The 18,794-nt window shown below is 34.1% G+C and carries 17 protein-coding genes and 1 riboswitch; of the genes, 4 read left to right on the plus strand and 13 right to left on the minus strand.

The features are described from left to right. Position 1 precedes the first annotated feature (1 nt). The 11 genes from BR77_RS03955 to BR77_RS04005 all read right to left on the minus strand — a co-directional run bounded on the left by BR77_RS03955 (position 2) and on the right by BR77_RS04005 (position 11,341). Positions 2-925 (minus strand): osmoprotectant ABC transporter substrate-binding protein, encoded by a 924-nt coding sequence (locus BR77_RS03955; RefSeq protein WP_016356416.1) that lies wholly within the window; start codon positions 923-925, stop codon positions 2-4. A gap of 21 nt (positions 926-946) precedes the next feature. Then, complete coding sequence (locus BR77_RS03960; protein WP_015076193.1) at positions 947-1,582, minus strand: ABC transporter permease; 636 nt, start codon at positions 1,580-1,582, stop codon at positions 947-949. A gap of 15 nt (positions 1,583-1,597) precedes the next feature. Then, entirely contained in the window at positions 1,598-2,785 is a 1,188-nt protein-coding gene (locus BR77_RS03965) for a betaine/proline/choline family ABC transporter ATP-binding protein (protein WP_010049555.1), read from the minus strand. Between the two features lie 276 nt (positions 2,786-3,061). Next, entirely contained in the window at positions 3,062-4,510 is a 1,449-nt protein-coding gene (gene cls, locus BR77_RS03970) for a cardiolipin synthase (protein ID WP_035063996.1), read from the minus strand. A gap of 126 nt (positions 4,511-4,636) precedes the next feature. After that, on the minus strand, positions 4,637-5,245 hold the full coding sequence (thiT, locus tag BR77_RS03975) for an energy-coupled thiamine transporter ThiT (protein WP_035065963.1): 609 nt from the start codon (positions 5,243-5,245) through the stop codon (positions 4,637-4,639). A gap of 73 nt (positions 5,246-5,318) precedes the next feature. After that, a riboswitch (TPP riboswitch) is annotated at positions 5,319-5,421 on the minus strand. Positions 5,422-5,559: 138 nt separating this feature from the next. After that, positions 5,560-6,069: a hypothetical protein gene (locus BR77_RS03980; RefSeq protein ID WP_015076191.1), complete on the minus strand. Its 510-nt coding sequence runs from the start codon at positions 6,067-6,069 to the stop codon at positions 5,560-5,562. A gap of 131 nt (positions 6,070-6,200) precedes the next feature. Next, positions 6,201-7,118 (minus strand): AraC family transcriptional regulator, encoded by a 918-nt coding sequence (locus BR77_RS03985; protein WP_010049543.1) that lies wholly within the window; start codon positions 7,116-7,118, stop codon positions 6,201-6,203. Positions 7,119-7,207: 89 nt separating this feature from the next. After that, positions 7,208-8,035, minus strand: a complete 828-nt coding sequence (locus BR77_RS03990; protein ID WP_015076189.1) for a phosphatase PAP2 family protein — start codon at positions 8,033-8,035, stop codon at positions 7,208-7,210. A 5-nt stretch (positions 8,036-8,040) separates the two neighbouring features. Continuing rightward, on the minus strand, positions 8,041-9,150 hold the full coding sequence (locus BR77_RS03995; RefSeq protein ID WP_015076188.1) for an alpha/beta hydrolase: 1,110 nt from the start codon (positions 9,148-9,150) through the stop codon (positions 8,041-8,043). Between the two features lie 422 nt (positions 9,151-9,572). After that, a complete protein-coding gene (locus BR77_RS04000) occupies positions 9,573-10,520 on the minus strand; it encodes an ROK family protein (RefSeq protein ID WP_015076187.1) in 948 nt (315 codons plus the stop codon). A 416-nt stretch (positions 10,521-10,936) separates the two neighbouring features. Then, positions 10,937-11,341 (minus strand): helix-turn-helix domain-containing protein, encoded by a 405-nt coding sequence (locus BR77_RS04005; RefSeq protein ID WP_257613190.1) that lies wholly within the window; start codon positions 11,339-11,341, stop codon positions 10,937-10,939. A gap of 187 nt (positions 11,342-11,528) precedes the next feature. On the opposite strand from BR77_RS04005, the gene BR77_RS04010 reads away from it, so the two are divergent. From BR77_RS04010 to BR77_RS04020, 3 genes are all read left to right on the plus strand, one after another. Beyond that, positions 11,529-12,725, plus strand: a complete 1,197-nt coding sequence (locus BR77_RS04010) for a serine/threonine-protein kinase (RefSeq protein WP_015076185.1) — start codon at positions 11,529-11,531, stop codon at positions 12,723-12,725. A 142-nt stretch (positions 12,726-12,867) separates the two neighbouring features. After that, the gene (locus BR77_RS04015; RefSeq protein ID WP_015076184.1) at positions 12,868-13,371 is read left to right on the plus strand and encodes a DUF5067 domain-containing protein; all 504 of its coding nucleotides are present in this window, start codon (positions 12,868-12,870) and stop codon (positions 13,369-13,371) included. Between the two features lie 13 nt (positions 13,372-13,384). Continuing rightward, positions 13,385-13,717: a hypothetical protein gene (locus BR77_RS04020; RefSeq protein WP_010049526.1), complete on the plus strand. Its 333-nt coding sequence runs from the start codon at positions 13,385-13,387 to the stop codon at positions 13,715-13,717. A 487-nt stretch (positions 13,718-14,204) separates the two neighbouring features. Here BR77_RS04020 and BR77_RS04025 read toward each other — a convergent pair whose 3' ends face one another. Beyond that, positions 14,205-15,428, minus strand: a complete 1,224-nt coding sequence (locus tag BR77_RS04025) for an amidohydrolase family protein (protein WP_015076183.1) — start codon at positions 15,426-15,428, stop codon at positions 14,205-14,207. A 31-nt stretch (positions 15,429-15,459) separates the two neighbouring features. Next, on the minus strand, positions 15,460-16,773 hold the full coding sequence (locus tag BR77_RS04030; RefSeq protein WP_390882023.1) for a citrate transporter: 1,314 nt from the start codon (positions 16,771-16,773) through the stop codon (positions 15,460-15,462). A 343-nt stretch (positions 16,774-17,116) separates the two neighbouring features. Between BR77_RS04030 and BR77_RS04035 the strand changes: the two genes are divergently transcribed. After that, on the plus strand, positions 17,117-18,739 hold the full coding sequence (locus BR77_RS04035; RefSeq protein WP_035064010.1) for a PucR family transcriptional regulator: 1,623 nt from the start codon (positions 17,117-17,119) through the stop codon (positions 18,737-18,739). The last annotated feature ends 55 nt before the right edge of the window (positions 18,740-18,794 follow it).

The following is an 18,794-nucleotide window of genomic DNA, read 5'->3' on the forward strand; positions in this document are numbered from 1 at the left end:
ATTATTTGCCCCCTTCTTCAAAATAATTGTGTTCTTCTAGAAATTCTTTTGCGACTACTTCTGGTTCAATTAGGTCATTGTCCGCTTTATAATTTAATTTTTGCATCGTTTCTGTTGAAATCGTTCCTTCTAATTTCTTTAAAACCTTATCGATTTCTGGATAAGCTTCAAGAATTTCTTTTGACGCAACTGGACTCGCATCATAAGGTGGGAAAAATCTCAAATCATCTTCTAAAACAACTAAATCATAACTAGCAATCCGACCATCTGTTGAATATCCTAGAACCGCATCCATTTTACCTGCTGCTAAAGCATCATAAACTAAACCGATTTGCATAGGATACACACGTTTAAAGTCAAAGCCATAATCCTTTTTAAATGCTTTATAACCATCGCCCTCTTTTTCTAACCATGATGTATCAACACCCGCTTCAAGTTGATCAGCAACAGCTTTTAAATCGCTAATTTTTTTCAAATTATATTTTTCTGCTGTTTCTTTTGTCACCATAAAAGCATACGTATTAGCAAATCCATAAGAAGGGTAATAGTTTTGATTGTAGCGTTTTTTAAACTCCTGTTGAACAATTTCCAATGCTTTCTTAGGATCTTTTTCTGCTGGTAATTGTAAGATAGACGTTAAATCCGTTCCTGTATAACGTGCAGCTGAAATATTTGCATCTCCATTAATCATCGCTTGATGATTAATCGTTGTTGAACCTAAATTGTTAATAACTTCAACTTTTTGATCCGTATAATGTTCAATCATTTCTTTTACAATTCCTGCTAAAATCTGTGTTTCAGTTGTTACTCCACCCGTTACTTTAATCGCTTCTTTATTCAATCCGCCACCTAAACCAGGTAAAGCACAACTACTTAGAACAAGGGCCACCAATCCAAGCGCCACAATGTTCTTTATTTTTTTCATTGTGTTCATTTTGGAAGCCTCCTATTCATTTGTTCTTAATGCTAGCGGTGTAAACCATTTTTCAACTTTTCCAAGTAAGAAATCAGCTAATAAGGCTAAAATAGTCACTGGAATCGTTCCGCCGATAATCAATTCTGGTTTGTACAAATTCAATCCGTTAAAGATGAAATCACCTAAACCACCTGCGCCAATGTATGATGCTAAAGTTGCCCAAGCAATCACGTAAACCGCTCCTAAACGAATACCCGCCATAATAACTGGAGCCGCTAGCGGCAATTCAACCATCATAATCGATTGAATGTTGGTCATACCCATACCTTTTGCTGCATCTTTTAAATTAGGATCGACACCTTTTACCCCTAAATACGTATTTCTTAAAATTGGTAAAAGAGAATAGATAAAGAGTGCAACAATAGCTGGTGTCTTACCGATCCCTAAGAAAGGAATCATCAAGGCTAGTAAAGCCAATGATGGAACGGTCTGTAACACACTTGCTATACCAATCACTACTGACGCTATTTTATTTGTTCGTGTTAATAATACTCCTAGTGGGACTGCCACTAGAATTCCTAGGCCTAAAGCTACTGCCGAAATGTAGATATGTTCTCCCGTTTTAAGCAATAGATCAGAGCCATAGGTAGTAAAAAAATTCATCATTTTTAGTTCCCCTCTCTATTCATTGCTTTCCGTAACAGCTTCCAATTCAGTTTCACTCTCTACCTTTGGGGTGTCTTCAACTTCCTCATCGCCCCAAATTGTGTCATAAACGACATCAACTAAACTGGCACGAGTCACAATCCCTACTAGCAGACCTTTTTCATCTACAACCGGTACATACTTCAAACCACGTTTTAAAATACGTCGAACTGTATCTCGTAAAAGTGAATCTTTACGAACAAAGAATGCGTTTTTATTCATGATATCTCCAACGCTCGTTGCTGTTTTATGATTGTAGTCAATACTTTCAATGTCAATATAGCCTTTTAATACTCCCGCATCATCTGTAACTAAAAGCGTATCAACACGTTTTTCACGCATCAAACGAATCGCATCTGTTAAAGATTTTCCTGGTGTAATTGAAACTGGCGTTTTCAACATTACTTGCTCAACTGTTTGAATATTTGGTCGAGCCTGGATCAAACGTTCATGTCCAATAAATTCTTCTACAAACTTATCAGCTGGTTCACGTAAAATATTATCTGGTGTATCAAATTGAATCACACGACCTTCGCGCATAATCACAATTCGATCCGCTAATTTTAAAGCTTCATCCATATCATGAGTAACAAAAATAATCGTTCTACCCATTTCCTGTTGCAATTCTTTGACTAAATCTTGCAACGCTTCACGAGTAATTGGATCTAATGCGCCAAAAGGTTCATCCATTAAAATAATATCTTGGTCTGCCGCTAACGCACGAACAACACCAATTCTTTGTTGTTGACCACCTGATAGTTCAGATGGGTAACGATCTAAAAATTCATCTGGTAAATCGACTAATTTAATTAAGCGTTCCGCAATCTCTTTTCTTTTTTCATCGGACCATTTAAGTAATTTTGGCACCATTACAATATTTTCTCGAATTGTCATATGTGGCATTAATCCAATTTGTTGGATGACATATCCAATCTCACGACGTAATTCAACTGGATCTTTTTTCGCAATATCCTCTCCGTTAATTAAGATTTGTCCTGAAGTTGGTTCAATCATACGATTAATCATCCGCATAGTTGTTGTTTTCCCACTACCACTGGTTCCAATAAAGGCAATAAATTCGCCTTTCTCAAAGCTTAAGCTAACGTCATCGACAGCTTTTTTTCCACCTTTGTATACTTTAGAAACATTTTTGAATTCTAACAAATCCTTCACCCCGTTGATTTTAATTTTATTTTTAAAAATTAAAACAAATTTAATCTTGTCTAAACTCTATTATCCATGAAATAGGGCAATATTTCAAATCGAAAGCTTAAGAAAGTCTCTAATTTAATGGATAAATACTACTATACCAGTCATTCGAGCCGACTATTTTTATTTTAAAAGGGACTCTAACGACATGACTACGTGATTAATTCAGCTGATCTATAAAAAAATAGCTTATCTATCCACTTCATAAGTAGACAAATAAACTAGAATTTTTTATAAGATTGGTGACAGTAAGCGTGAAAATTCTTGCTTAAACTTCATCCAACGGCTCTGATTCGCTAAAATCTCTTTCGTTAGTAAATAACATTCTTCCATGTCTTTTTCATATATTGCTTTTAATTCCATCGCAACTACTGGATCATAGACAAAGGCATTAACCTCGAAATTTAATTTAAAACTTCTAAAATCTAAATTAGCCGTTCCAACAGAAGCAATTTCACCATCAATCACCATTGTTTTAGCATGTAAAAAGCCATTATCATAAATATAAACCTTGGCACCTGCCGCTACCATTTCGCCAGCATAGTAAGTTGTTGCACGGTACACAAAAGGATGGTCTGGCTTATTTGGAATCATAATACGAACATCAATACCTGACATAGCCGCAATCGATATAGCATCTAGGACACTATCATCTGGAATAAAATAAGGCGATTGAATGTAAATTGATTTTTTTGCCATACTAATCATCTTAATATAGCCTTTTTTTATTTGCTGTTGTTCTGAATCTGGTCCACTTGAAACAATTTGCATATTCGATTTACCCTTATTATGAATAATAGGAAAATACTCTTCCTTATATTCAATTTTATGCTTATCTACTGCTGCATTCCAGTCCATTGCAAAACGACTTTGTAAGGCTAAAACAGCATTTCCTTCAATTCTCAAATGAGTATCACGCCAATAACCGAATTTTTTATCTTTGCCTAAATATTCATCGCCGACATTAAACCCACCAACATAGCCTATTTTCCCGTCAATCACAACAATCTTTCGATGATTTCGGTAGTTAAGACGCAAATTAATAATTGCCCAATGAGATCCGAAGAAGGGTTCGGCTTTCCCACCTAAACTTTCTAGTCGTTTAAAAAAGCTATGTTTCGTTGATCTGGAACCCATCTCATCATAGATAACTAAAACTTCAACACCTGCTGCTGCTCGTTCTTCCAAAGCAGCCAATACACGTCTGCCAAGTTCATCTTGATGAATTGTATAGTAAAGCATATGGATATGATGTTCCGCATTTTGTATATCAGCGACTAATGAATCGAATTTTTTGTGACCATCAATAAATAATTTAATTTTATTCCCTTTGGTTACAATAGATTCATCGCTTTCTAAAAATAAACTTGCCATTTCTTTTGCATTTTCAGTTGCTTGTGTAGTTGATAGTAACTCATCCTCTAAAAGCATTTCTTTTTGCGCCATTACAAGCTCTTTCATTCCCATACTTTCTTGCGTTTTAATATCGAAAATCTTTTCACGTGAAATTTTTTTCCCAATAAACAGGTACGCAATAAATCCAACAATAGGCAGTAATACTAAGACTAATAGCCAGGCCCAAGTCGCTGCTATATCACGTTTTTCTCTAAAAACAGTTAAAATAGCAAAAACAGTATTAATAATAAATATGGCTTGCATTACCAACATAAATGTACTCATGAAAACCTCCTAATTAACTCTATTATATCCTTATTATTCTACTATGAAGTAAGAGAATAAGCTACTAATAGTTGTCAATAGTCTAAAAAGAAAAAATCCCCTGCTAAAATAGCAGAAGATTCTTTTTTATTTAGAATTTAGAAAGGTTGATCTCGCACCTTTTAATAAAAAACGGCTATCTTTTGGAACAAATAAAGCTGGAGCCTTAACAGCAAGTATACTCAATACCATAATTGTTGCTATAGCCGTTGCTAGACCACTTGCGCCATTCATGACTAAAGAGAAAACAACTGGACTCATGCCACCGAAAGCAAACTCACCCCAGAAAACAACACCAGCAACAAAATGCCAGAAATAGCGAGCAACTGTTCCAACTAAAGTGCCAATAATAATCCACTTCATCCAATCTTTACGGCTATTATTTTGAATCGCTAGTTGTACATTTTTAGCAAATAAACCTGCAAAACCAATAAATAGGAAAGCAAATAAATATTCGATTAAAACTTGTGGCACACTTAAAAAATAAACCTTTCCAACAACAAAATGTAAAACTCCCCATAGAAAACTTGCTACAATACCTGGAACAAAACCTCGTCTAAAACAGTATAAAGTCATCGGAATCATGCCTAACGAAATCGAAAAACTTGAACCAATATCGATTGGAATAAAAGATAAAGCCATAGCTAATGCGGCAATAATAGTTCCTTCAATCCAAACACCTAAATTTTTACTCAACAAAAAAACTCCTCCTTGTGTGTAGAACAGGGCCACACAACAAAGGAGGAGCTCGAATTATCATTTAATAATTACTTCGCCCCGTCACAATCCCTACGCTCGTACTAACGAACAGGTTCGAAGGGTTAGAATCAAAGATTCAATCTCAGCTGAAAACAGCACCCCTTTGTGATGGTTGTTCTATTTAATTTGTGTATTATCGCTAATACTTTTACATAGTAACAGGGTTTTCATAGTTTGTCAATCACTGTAATATTACCCTTTAGTAGTCTATCTTTCAATTTTAAATTTATCATTTAGCCTTTTTCAAATCATCACACAACTGTTGTATCTTTCATCGTGATATGACTATGCTGATAGTCACTAATTGACAAATCAACTACAATATAACCTATTACAGCAGCCATTAAACCTGCAGTAAAGATTTTAAAACTAAAACCTATAAAATGATTTATTTTATCAATACCTACTATTTTGGGCACTAAAATGAAAAATGTCATTGTGATGATAGCTGTCATTAGCGTTAACAATAGGACACGTAAAACAGTTGCTTTTGGTAGCTTATTATAAAGTTGACTTGTCTTAAACTCAGATACATCTATTTTTCCTTTTAATAATTCCTTGCGCATATTGACAAACCCGATTAAAGAGCATGCGCCTCCTAAAAGTAACAAGCCAACAAACAAATCTGTGGTAATATCATTGAATGTTAACTGTCCAGAGAATTTTCTGAAATTAAAAATGTAAAAAATACCATTAATAATAATATTAATAATTACAAAATCTGTTACAATTTTTTTAAACACATACTTTTTCATACTCATCTAACTCGCTCCCTTTTTTATAATAATTTATATTATTACTATATCAAAGAAAACGCTTTCTTTGTTGCGGATTAGTAGCAATAAAATAGCTGATTATTGATAGTATTTTTCAATATATCAGCTATTAACTATTAATGTTTAGGCTTGTCAGTATTGTGATCAAGAATTGTAACCACTCTATTTTTCCGATATTGTATTGGTGTCTCATGATACGTCTCTTTAAATTGTTTAATCAATGCTTTTGAACTTGGAAAACCATGAAGCATACTTATCGTCTCTATGGTCTTGCGACTATTGACAATATCTGGAAAAGCACAATACAGGCGGTAATCATTTAAGTAATTCAAAAAAGTTTTTCCAAACGTTTCTTTAAATAGTCTAGAAAAGTGTTCACGAGAAAAACTAAAAGTTTTCGCCATTTGTTCGAGAGTTAAATTATCCATGTAATGCTTATGAATATATTCCAGAATATGCTTGTTAAGCGCTTGACTACGGCGATATTTCTGAGAAGTTGGTTCTGCTTCTTCTGACTGGTAGTAACGACACAAATGATAGATAATCTCAATTAATCGTGCTTGTATTTGTAAATGACTATAGGGTTGACTCTCATAGTATAGTGACATAATTTCACGAAATAATGTAGCAAGCATTTGATAGCCATTATTAGTTGTTCCCATATCAAACCGAATTTTCTCAACAGCAGGGATAAATTGTTGGATGAAATCATATGAAATAATAAAACAAATTAATTCAAAATTCTCCGTTGGAACGCTACTAAGTTCATGTATTTCTCCAGAGTTTACAACAAAAAAAGATTCATTTTCATATATTTGTTCCTTATCATTTTGACGGACATGAATGGTGCCTGAGACAACATATGTCAGCTCAATACTTCGGTGCCAATGTGGCGGAACAAATTGAAGGGTCGCTGCATCAAACTGATAACTACGACCATCCGGCAATAATAACGGTCGGTCATGTGAAAAGTGTAAAATTCGCATTGGTAAATTCTCATCCATTTGAACAGATTCATAAGTTGTTCTACTCATCATGATTCCACCTTTTATGTTAGAGGGCAATTTTTTTAACTATGCCCCCTCTTTTACTCTTGATTGAACGTTAAGTTTACATTATTCTCTTATAATAGCATAGTATTCTCACTGTTTTGAGGCATAAATTTATATTTCAAGAAGAAAAATAGCATCATTGAAATCAGCATGCCGACAATTACATCTGTAGAAAAGTGCGCTCCCATCACAATTCGGCTAATCATTACAAGAACAATCCACACAATAGCAGTCACTTCTAACAGTCTTTTTTTCCCCACTAGAGATTTTACAAATGTTGGCAACAAGCTGATCCATAAAACAACTGTTGCGTTAGCAGCATGACCAGATGGAAATGACATAAATTCATTATTTGTGGTCAAGCTTTGCGGCAAGTACCATCTCGTAAATTGATTCGCTGGATCGGTCATTTCTCTAAATCGCATCCGACCCCATAACATTTTAAGAATTGTAATTAGTAAGATAGCAGAAATAGCTAGTAGCAAACCAACTTTAGCTGCTTTTCTTAGATTCATATGTTGAGATGTTGGGACGGCCCTAGCTAACAAATAAAAAAACAAACAGGTCACAAGAGTTAGGACCAACTTCAACCAGAGGGGTATGGAAATATGCATACCACTCATCATGACTGAAAAGAAAGAAAAAAGTAACACTAAGGAACTAAAACCTATTTTACCGACATAAAACGACCAATTGGTTCTTTTTTTCGTCGTTACAACTAACGCTGCAGCAGAAAAACAACCAATATACGTCATTGGTAGCTCACCTATTGCTTCAAAAAACTGACCATAATGAGAACTAGTGTTGAAAAGTGCTTTGGAAATCTCTAAATCATAAAATGTACAAATCAGTAACAATGTCATTATTATCACAAAAAAAGTAATCTTAGCCTTTTTCACTTTTCTCAACTCCTATGTTTTAAAATAAAATTGCCCATTTCGATTGCGCAATCTTCACTTTGTGGTAAAAAACCGATTCGATCAATATATGCATGTCCTAATCCTTTGTAAACAATAGTTGTTGTGTCAACTCCCTGCATAATTAATTTTCGGGCGTACGCCAATGTTTCAATTTTAAGAAAATCATGTTCCCCAACTGTCACAAATGTTGGTGGCATCTCACTACTAACATCCATATACGGTGTTAAATACTTATTCAGCAAATCTTGTGTCCCTAAATAGACTCCTAAACCGTCTGTTGCACCACTTAACATATCCAGTGACAAGTTAATCGCTCGGGCTTGTTTTTTATAGATATCAAATTTATCTTTAGAAAATCGAACATGCTCATCATCAATCCCTCCCATGTTAACTGTTGGATATAAGATTAGTTGCCCTTTGACTAAATTAAGCTTATCTTCTAACGATTTATTCGTACAATAGAGCGTTAAATTACCACCAGCACTATCTCCTGCTACAAAAATATTATTTGGATCACCACCAAAACGGCTAGCATTTTCATGAATCCATTTTAGCCCATTGTAACAGTCTTCATGACCTGTTGGGTAAGGATGCTCGGGTGCTAAACGGTAGTCAATTGAAAAAGCAACAATATTTGTATTAGCAACAATCAGCTTTAAAGCATCTGTCACAACATCGGTACTTCCACCAAAAAAGCCACCACCATGAATAAAATACAAAACTGGTGCATCGACAACTGGCTTGTCTTGTTTAAAACAATAAATAGGAATTTTAAATCCATCTGCAGCCGTTACAAAGTCTGGAATGACTTTAACCCCTTCTTCAATGATTGGTGTACTATCAACACTGTTAAACATTTTTCTTAATTTAGGTAAAGATTTCATATCCATTTTCATGTTCATCATTCTTTTGGGCATAAATTTTGTTAGTAGTGCCATGTTTTTCATCTCTTTGTACAACCTTGGATCCATAGCTCCTTTGATATCACAATCTGGAATTGGTTTAAAAAGGATAGTAACGTCATCGACTACCTCATTTTTTTGTTTCTTAATTATGTCAGTTAGTAGCTTTTTATCATATTTTCTCGGCATCATAAATTCCCCTCTCTAATTTAGTTTACACATATATTCTAGCATTGAAAACGATTTCTATGTTGCTTTTAGTTAAGTACTTTATAGGCAAATATTGATGTTTATTTTTTTACCAATCTGAAGATTTCAAAAAATATTTATCTAATACGCAAATACTCCAATGATTCCACTAAGAAAAGGTCATTGGAGTGCTTAATTAACTCAATAGTTGCTTATTCTTAGATCTTTATCCTCGTCAGGCTTATCGATATGAAAATGACGAGGATGAAAGCATAATTACGGTCAAATTATGTTTCTCTTCCCAGTACTGGATTTTGTCCCAGACAAATAGTCAGTTTAATTAAATTAAAGATAACCATCCGATATAATCTATTTGAGCTAAGGTCAACTTGTGTTAGTGCTATTTTCCATCTCTCCATTCTTTTTTAGTCAACTATGATAGTCCAATAGTCCAATTGTTTTTCTTCAATTTGAATCAATAAGTGATACAACGCTCCCATTAAGCCCGCTTCATTTCGAAATTCACAAGCTACAATACTAATTGGGTGTAGCATTTCTAAGATCCCCTTTGATGTTTCACGCATTAAGCGATATTGTCTACGTATCTCTTCAATCAGCAACGGTTGTTCACTAATTCCTCCGCCGATAGCAACCCGCTCAAGATCCACTACAGTTTGAATATTTGAAATAATAATAGTAATGTTTCGGCAATACTCTTCAAACAATGGTTGAATTAAAGCGTTGTTCTTTTGCAATTCTTTGAATACAATTACCCCATTACTTGTAGGTAACTGAAGTAAATTTGAAGCCTCTTCGATGAAACGAACAGCAGATCCCATACTTCCAGCAATTTCCGATAATGCAATTGGCGAATCCCTTGACATTAACATATAACTTATTTCACCAGCCTGAAAGTTAGTACCTTCAAGTAAATTTCCATTAATCACCAAGCCGCCACCAACTCCAGTTCCTAATGTTATAACACCACCATTTGCAATGCCTTCTAGCTGCCCACGCCATAACTCTGCTAGCGCTGCAGCTTTACCATCATTAGTTATCGTACAAGGAATGGAAAATTCAGTTTCAATATAAGTTTTAATCGAGAACTTATCTAAATAAAGTAACGCTCCACCAAAATAAACAGTCCCTGATTTCGTATCGATTTTCCCAGGACAGCTAAAGCAAACCGCCCTAATAGTCGGCAAATAAGACTGAACAATTTGCTTAATTGTTTCAAGAAAATCAGCCAGATTAATTGGTGTTGTTACTTTTGCTAAACAAATAATATGTCCACTTTTATCAATTAATGCATGTTTGATAAACGTGCCCCCAACATCCAAACTTAGATAGTATTTCTCATGTGTTCTTTCCATCTTTGGCTCAACTCCCTACCTATTATTTTCAAATTCTATTGAATATGATGCTATTAGCCTATCATTTAAAACGCTTTCTTTGTTGCTAATAATTATGAAAAAAATAGGCAAATAGTAACACATTTGATAACTAGCAAAAAAACAACCTATATTAGATAAATCAACAATAGGTTGTTCAGCTATTTATTCTAAATTTATAAAGATAAATGCAATTTTTTTAATTGTTTGAATCGATTCAACTGTTAATATGGCCCACAACTCTCATAATTAATAAATGAATACCAACGAACATACAAATAGTCTAGCTTTCTTGGCTCTACCAGAAATGTAGCAAAATCTAATGATACATATATATTTTTTTAGACCTACCTAACTCTTTCCTGTTTCTCAGTTGTTCAATTTATCTCACTCACTCGTTACCCCTCCGAAAAAGTTTTTAATTGCGCATCAAATAATAACTCGTCTATTTCAATTAAGCTCTGACTATGACTCATCCCAAAAATAACGATGGCATCCCATTTATGTTTTGGGTAAAGTTTTGCGTAGCCTGTTTTCTTCAATAAGTCATTGGTTTCATCCACATCCATACCAAAGCCTATCGCTAGCGCAATTAATTTTTCTCTAGACGGTTTCCGTTTCCCATCAAAATATTGGTAACCAGTCGCTTCAGAAATACCTGACTTACGCATAACTTCTGCTTTCGTGACATTTTTCTTACTTAGTAACTCTGTCAAATAGAGTTTAAGCTCTTCTTCAATTAAATTTTCCTGATGTTGGCTAAATAGCGTCTTAAAGTCTGTTGCTTTTTTTAATGAATGCATTAATTTATCTGTATCTTTTTCCAATTTTGACACCTGCTTCTTTTAGATTATGTGATTATTATAACAATTTGTGACCATTTATTCAGATTTATTTTTATTCCCTTCAAACAAACCTGTTCTTTACCTGACAATTTGCTATAATAAAATTGATGAAACATTTGTTTAGTAAAGGAGATACTAACGACCTATGAATTTAGAAAAAGGACACTATAAAGAGATTGAAGCCTTGACAGAAAAAGAAAATGGACCTGTTTTGGTGCGTAATATTCAAACAAAAGAATTTTTTGTTCGAAAAAAATACGCTCTGACATTACAAAATCGTTTAGAAAAACTTAGTTTAATTACTCACCCTCATCTACCTAAAATTGAAGAAATCGTGACTTCAAACAATGAACTTTGGCTATATGAAGAATTTATCCACGGGAAAAATTTACAAGAATATATCCAATTGAATCAACAATTGCCTACTGAAACTACTTTAGAAATTGCTAAAAGTGTGACAGAAGCTTTAGTAGTCCTCCATGAAAAAAACTTGATTCACCGAGACATAAAACTAACCAATATTATGATTTCAAATGATGGTGTGATTAAGTTAATTGACTTTGATGCAATTCGTTTCTATGATGGAACAAAAGATACTGATACTGTTAACTTAGGTACACTAGGCTTTGCTGCTCCAGAACAATTTGGTTTTGCCGAAACAGATGAACGTAGTGATATATATTCACTTGGCGTCGTATTGAATGTTTGCTTAACAAAAAATTATCCAAAAGATCAGCTGACAACAAATGTTTATTTGAAGGATATTGTCCAAAAATCGATTAACCTGGATCCAAGCAATCGATTCCAATCCGCTAAAGATATGCAAGCTGCTATTCATCAACAACTTACTCTTTTGAAGATAGAAAAGAATCACCCAAAACAGAATCCAAAAGTATCGGTAGAAAAAAAGCGACTCGTTCCTAAAACATCTATTCAAAAAACCGTTACAAAAGAGCAATCAAATTTTATTAGGCATTATGTACCTGGCTTTCGTACCAATCAACTATGGAAAAAGGTCATCGCTTGTTTTGGCTATCTTTGTATTTTTCTTCTCTACTCTATCATGCTTTCTAGAGGTACGCCGCTAGACCGCTTTTTAGAAGGTATCACTTATACAGTTCTTTTTATCTTTCCTCTTATTATTTTGACTAACTTTCTCTCAATAAAAAAATGGATTCCTTTTATCCACTCCAATAAGCTCTGGGCGGTTTGTTGTGGCTGGCTATTGGTTGGTATCTGTTGGTTTTTCCTTAGTGGAATCACTATTCAAACCTTCGAAAACCTATACTCCCCTGAGTTTATTGAACAAAGAGAACTAAACTCGACTGATTCTAAAACATAACTTACTAAACTTTTAGGCTAGGATAACAATCCAAAGCCTTTTTTATTTTCCTGAAACTATGCTTCTTGCATAGGACTTTTCCTTCTAGTATCGGCATAATTGTATTTGTAAGACGGACTAAATAATAAAGGAGAAGATGAAAATGAAAAATGTAAAAAAATTAGGTTTAGGTTTGTTCATTATGAGTTTGGCAGGTGTCGCTTTGGGCTGTAGTTCAGACACTTCAACTAAAAAAGCAGAGACAAAAAAAGAAGATAAAACTGAGGAAGTAAAAAAAGACCAAGCAACGGATAGCGGTGATTTAGGTGACTTCCATGTTGCCATTCAAGATTTTTCTAGAGGACAAGATTTCGAAGGCTCTGAAGTTGGAATTGTACAATATGAGTTCACAAATAATAGTGAAGACAATCAAATGTTCACAGTTGCAATTAGTCCTAAAGTCTTTCAAAATGGTGTTGCCTTAGATAGCGCTGTTATGACTGAAGATGGTTTTTCTGATGGCTTAACTGAAATTCAACCTGGTGCTAAGATTACGATTAAAACAGCCTATAAATTGGCAGATACTGAAAACCCAGTTTCCGTCGAAGTCAGCCCTACCTTTAGCTTAAAGGATGAAAAATTGACGAAAGAATTTACTTTACAGTAAATAGGAGGCACTTATGCGCAAAACAATCGGTATTATCTCTATTATTCTAAGTGTCTTTGTCGGCTTTCAATCAATGATTGCAGGTTTAGGCAATACTCTTTCGCAAAACAATGAAATTGGTGGTTCAACTGGATTCTTGCTTTCAATTTTATTATTGATTGCTGGAATTACAGTTTTGGCATCTAAAGGTGCAAAAGGAATGTTAATCTTTAGTATGCTTTTATATGCAATTGGTGGATTATTAGGATTTGTTGGAGCAGGAAGTTATAGTGATTTAGTTATTTGGTCCGTCATTAGCTTGCTCTTTGCTGTCCTATTGCTTCTTCAAATTAGAAAAATCCATTAATAGCCACAAAAGAACGAATCAAGTTTGAGTTTAGGATAGGACTCTCTTGATTCGTTCTTTTTTTGTTTCATACTATGTAAAAAGATACCACTACTCCTTTAAGAAGTTGGTATCTTCCACTATGATATATAAGATAAATTAGCTATGTCGTGTTCCTATGGTATATTGGGCAAATCAACTATGTGGTCATTCTATGATATATATGATAAGTGAATCATGTCATCGTTCTACAAAAACAAAATAGCATTGCTCTTGTCTATACATCTACTATAACGAACCTCTAGAAACATATCAATATCCAAAAGACTTCCTTCACTTTTTATACTTATTTCGTACACATTTTTGTGACATTTAGCTTTAACAGCTACTATAATACTTAAATTGTGTCCTTTTACATACACAAAACAGTGCTTAAAAGGTTTCTTTAAGATAAAAATAAAGCAATAAACTATAGTCTATTGCTTTGTTTTTAAGTTACTACTCTTCTTTAACGATAAATAATCGTCTCTTTATGACTTTCAACTGTTATTTTCCCATTTTTAATAACAAATACTCGTTCTGGAATATCAATGATTGCGTCATGTTTCAACAAGGTGTCTAGTAAAACCAGATCCGCTTGTTTTCCAACCCCAATCCCATAATTCGTTAGACCAATAGCTTTAGCTGGATTTTCTGTAATCATTGGCAAAACAGTTGGTAAATCGTCTGCTCCACCTAAATGACCTACAGGAATTGCTAACATGGCTGTTTGTAAAATATCACCATTCCCATAAGGAGTAAATGCATTCCGAATGTTGTTAGTTGCAATACACATGTTAACGCCACCGTCTCTGAGCTTTCTAATTGGTGTTACAGCCCGTCTAACATTATAGGCATCATTACGTGCACCCAAATGTAAATCAGTCGCAGGCAATGCCATAACACTAATTCCAGCTTCTGCAATTAAGGCAATAATTGGATCCAACTGTTCCTTTGGCAATGCATGTAACGCTGTCAAATGGCCCACTGATACACGACCTTGATATCCTTCTTCAATGGTTTTATGGCAAAGATATTCAATTGATATATCTGTCGCCTCATCACTAAAATCTTGATGTAAATCAATCGATTTGTTATATTTTTTAGCAATCTCAAAAATCAAATCAATATGATCATTAGCTGGCGAATCATTGTACGGAATTCCCCCAACTACATCTGCACCCATCTCCATCGCTTCGTACATCATTTTTTCGGTACCTGGTGCTTTAAAGATACCTTCTTGCGGAAATGCTACAACTTGAATATCGACTAAATCTTTGTACTCTTCCTTCAATTGCATAATTGTTTCAAAACCCGTAAAACCTTGCGCTGGATCAAATTCTGCATGTGTCCGAATTGCTGTTACACCGCGAGGAATAATCATTTCTAATGCTTTTTTAGCGCGAGTATAAATATCTTCTTTTGTAAACGTTGGTTTTAACTCAGCAGTCACCTTGATTGCTTCTTGTAATGTACCCGATTTATTTGGTTTACGACTTGCAATCAGGGCTTTATCTAAATGAATATGACTCTCAACAAACCCAGGAACTAAAACCTTACCATTTGCTTCAATAATTTTTGTAGCAGGTTCATTAATCTCTTTTTCGATTGCACTTATTTTTCCATCTGTAATTCCAACATCCATTAATTCTTCATCATCATTTAAGCGTACTTGTTTTAATAAAATATCCATTTTCATGCTCCTTCATATCGTTTTATTTTCTTTAAGCAAAGACTAATGAAATCACTAAAAGTAATACTGATGCTAAACTAATCCATTTAATATTCCCTTTTACAACATCAAGAATTGGAATTTGGAAACCTGAAGATAAAGCTTGCATCGTAATATTTACAAAACTCATTTGACTACCTAAACCAACACCAATCGTCACAAAACCTAGTGCTAATGGCGTAAAGCCTAATGAAACAGCAACAGGTAAAACCAACGTTAATACTGACCCCACATAAGCTCCTGCTGGAATCCCAATTAAAATTCCTGTTAAAACCGCAACTGGTACAACTAAGAAGGCTGGTGCATGATTTGCCACCCCAGCAATGACAGCAAATGTGCCTGTTTCAGCAATAATATTGATAAAGGCTAAGAAAATACCGACTTGGAATAAACGGGTTAAGATATACGTAGATCCATCTACCATTGCTTCAACCGATTCATTTAAATTGAATTTTGTACAAATAAAGATTAATAAAATTGTAACGACCATGTAAACTAACGGTGTAAAAATCGCAACTCCGACTAAATCATTAACTAATGGTCCAAAGATTACTGCAAATAACAAGAATATAGCGGGTAATGTAATTTTGAATAATTGTCCGTTACTTAGGCTTGAATATTCATCCGTTGCATCTTCTTTAAATCCAACTTTGCGAAGTTTTGTTCCAAAGAAAGCTAATAAAATAGCAATAATCACAAATACTAACCAATAAGGACGCATTGTTGCAACATATTCACTAACTGTCACATCACCTAATTTTGATACGATACTAGACTCTAGAGATGCTGGTGAAGTTGTAAATGAAACTGCAGCAGCTAAGGACATCGCAGCAATTAATTCTGGCACAACACCAACGGCTGCAAAAGCTAAAGGCGCAATAACCATGGCACTTCCGCCACCAATTCCTGACATATAAGTTGCAGCAGCAAGTAAAATAACGATAAAGGCTGACACATACTCAACTTTCCCTTTTGTCCCCCGCTTAGCTAATGTTAATGCCGCTGTATAACCACCTGATTTAAATACAGCCATAGCAATAGCAGAATTAATAATTGGAACAGTAATACTTAACATTGTAGGAATCGTTTCTAAAAATTGAGTATTGGCTTCTGCCAGTCCAATCCCACCAATCAACATTGCTAAAATACCACCGGCTAAACCGGCAATAATCATATCTACTTTTAAAAATAATAGCGTTAATACTAAGACCAAAGGAATGATGGTAACAAATGCCATAAAACCAGTTGGTGTTTTTACTGCTTCAATTCCCGCTGCATAGGCAATAGTCGGTAAAGCCGTAATCATTAAAATAAGTGCTAGTAGTAATCCTTTTTTCTGATTCTTTTTCATTTTCTTTCTCCTTTATATTTTATTTTAAACTAGTTAAATTGCCCCCAATACAACTAATCTATCTCAACTATAAATAAATTCAAGCCTAGATTGCAAGCAAAGCGGCTTTTGATTTTTAGCTTTTCTAAGCGAGAGTAAAGAAGTTATTTGATAGTTTCATTGTAAGCGTTCACGTAGTTTTTTACATTAGTCTTTTCAGATAATATCTTGACAGCTTTTTATCTATAGAAGATAAAACTTTTCACTAGACAAACTTACTTAGATTGATTATTCTATTCAATAAGAAGGGAGTTTTATTATGCCGATTTTATTAACAGATATTCTAGACTTAGATTCACTTGGCGACTCTCGAATCATTAGCGGTACAGATGGGTTAACCAACGAAGTTTCCGATATTATGGTTATGGAAGCTCCCGATGTTGAAAATTGGAGCAGTTCTGGTCAATTAATTCTAACTAGCCTTTATAGCATTCAAAACTATACTGAACAACAACAATTTGCTTTTATTGAAAAATTAGCTCACTTAAAAATAAGTGGTCTTATTATTAAAATAGATCGGTTTGTGGAACAAATTCCCAATGGTTTTATATTAGGGAGTCAACAATTTAGTTTACCAATTATTGAAATCCCTAATAAGATTCGTTATACGACTATTTTAGTTGAGGTCATGCAACTTTTATCCAATCATAAAGCTCGTTTACTAAATCGTTATCGAGATGTGCATAGTTACTTTTCCATTTTAGCTCTCAATCAAGCTACGATTGGCGATATACTCTCTGCTTTGGAAAGTTATATTCATAATCCTATTTCTTTATGTACGGAAGACTTCAATGTTTTAGCTACAACTGATAGCCGACTTAATCTGTGTGACATCCAAGATGAAGCTGAAATTGAAGAAAAATCAGAGGTTAATTTTACTTATCAACGGAAGCTTGTCTCCCACCCTAATTTTGCTGAGACTTCATTTTGGCAATTAGCAATTCCAATCTATACAAATGAAGTTGGCAAAAAATTATTGATTATTCACGAAATCAATCATCCAACACGGGAAATTGATTTTATGGCAATTGAAAATGCAGTAATTGCACTACAAATGGATATGTTAAAACAGTTTGCAGTTCGAAATGTCAAACAAAACTATCGAAATGATTTATTTGATGATTTACTCTACGGAAAATGTGCGACTCCAGAGCAGCAAGTTGATTATGCGCAACAAATTGGACTGTCAGCAAATACAGCATATCGGGTCATTGTCTGGCAATTTAGCAATCAAAAACTTACGACACAACCGAGTTTTGAAAAACGGAAAAAATTAGCAGATTGCGGGCAACAATTGATTGATCGGATTAAACAACACTACCCAAACATTGCTTACAGAATTCGTAGTAATCGAATTGTTTTTATCATTGAAGATACTTCTTTTCAGCCGAAAAAAAGCATTGATTTCAGCTCAATCATGAAAAAAATCTATCAAAATTGGCAAGGTGAATCAATTTTATTAAATATTGGTATCAGTGATCCATGTACATTAAAAACACTTGATAGCGAAAGTAAAAAATCTCTGCAAATCATCCGCCAAGGACAAGCTTTCTTAAAAACAGATTTTATTCTTTTTTATCAAGACTTAGGTATTTATCGTGTCTTTGCTGAACTTGAAAAAAATACAGAGTTAACAACTTTTATTCCTGCTAAGCTAAGTATTTTAATCGATACGTATCCTGAATGGATTCCCACATTGAAAATTTTCTTAGATGAAAATCAAAATTTAAAGAAAACTGCTGAGCAACTATTTGTCCACTATAAAACAATTAGCTATCGATTAACAAAAATTAAAGAGTTGACCACTATTAATTTTGCAGATGCTGAAGAATTATTAGCTATTCAAATGGGCTTACGCATTTATTTATTACAAAACCGCTAATACAAAAGAAAAAGGTGCAACGAAACCCATAGTTTCGTTGCACCTTCTTCTTTCT

The sequence above is a fragment of the Carnobacterium maltaromaticum DSM 20342 genome (genome assembly GCF_000744945.1).
GTDB lineage: Bacteria > Bacillota > Bacilli > Lactobacillales > Carnobacteriaceae > Carnobacterium > Carnobacterium maltaromaticum.

Bases quoted from the DNA above. Each gene is read 5' to 3' on its own strand.
- BR77_RS03955 (WP_016356416.1), bottom strand. From the start codon at position 925: ATGAAAAAAATAAAGAACATTGTGGCGCTTGGATTGGTGGCCCTTGTT.
- BR77_RS03960 (WP_015076193.1), bottom strand. From the start codon at position 1,582: ATGATGAATTTTTTTACTACCTATGGCTCTGATCTATTGCTTAAAACG.
- cls (WP_035063996.1), bottom strand. From the start codon at position 4,510: ATGAGTACATTTATGTTGGTAATGCAAGCCATATTTATTATTAATACT.
- BR77_RS03980 (WP_015076191.1), bottom strand. From the start codon at position 6,069: ATGAGTATGAAAAAGTATGTGTTTAAAAAAATTGTAACAGATTTTGTA.
- BR77_RS03985 (WP_010049543.1), bottom strand. From the start codon at position 7,118: ATGAGTAGAACAACTTATGAATCTGTTCAAATGGATGAGAATTTACCA.
- BR77_RS03995 (WP_015076188.1), bottom strand. From the start codon at position 9,150: ATGATGCCGAGAAAATATGATAAAAAGCTACTAACTGACATAATTAAG.
- BR77_RS04000 (WP_015076187.1), bottom strand. From the start codon at position 10,520: ATGGAAAGAACACATGAGAAATACTATCTAAGTTTGGATGTTGGGGGC.
- BR77_RS04005 (WP_257613190.1), bottom strand. From the start codon at position 11,341: ATGCATTCATTAAAAAAAGCAACAGACTTTAAGACGCTATTTAGCCAA.
- BR77_RS04010 (WP_015076185.1), top strand. From the start codon at position 11,529: ATGAATTTAGAAAAAGGACACTATAAAGAGATTGAAGCCTTGACAGAA.
- BR77_RS04015 (WP_015076184.1), top strand. From the start codon at position 12,868: ATGAAAAATGTAAAAAAATTAGGTTTAGGTTTGTTCATTATGAGTTTG.
- BR77_RS04020 (WP_010049526.1), top strand. From the start codon at position 13,385: ATGCGCAAAACAATCGGTATTATCTCTATTATTCTAAGTGTCTTTGTC.
- BR77_RS04025 (WP_015076183.1), bottom strand. From the start codon at position 15,428: ATGGATATTTTATTAAAACAAGTACGCTTAAATGATGATGAAGAATTA.
- BR77_RS04030 (WP_390882023.1), bottom strand. From the start codon at position 16,773: ATGATTACGGCTTTACCGACTATTGCCTATGCAGCGGGAATTGAAGCA.
- BR77_RS04035 (WP_035064010.1), top strand. From the start codon at position 17,117: ATGCCGATTTTATTAACAGATATTCTAGACTTAGATTCACTTGGCGAC.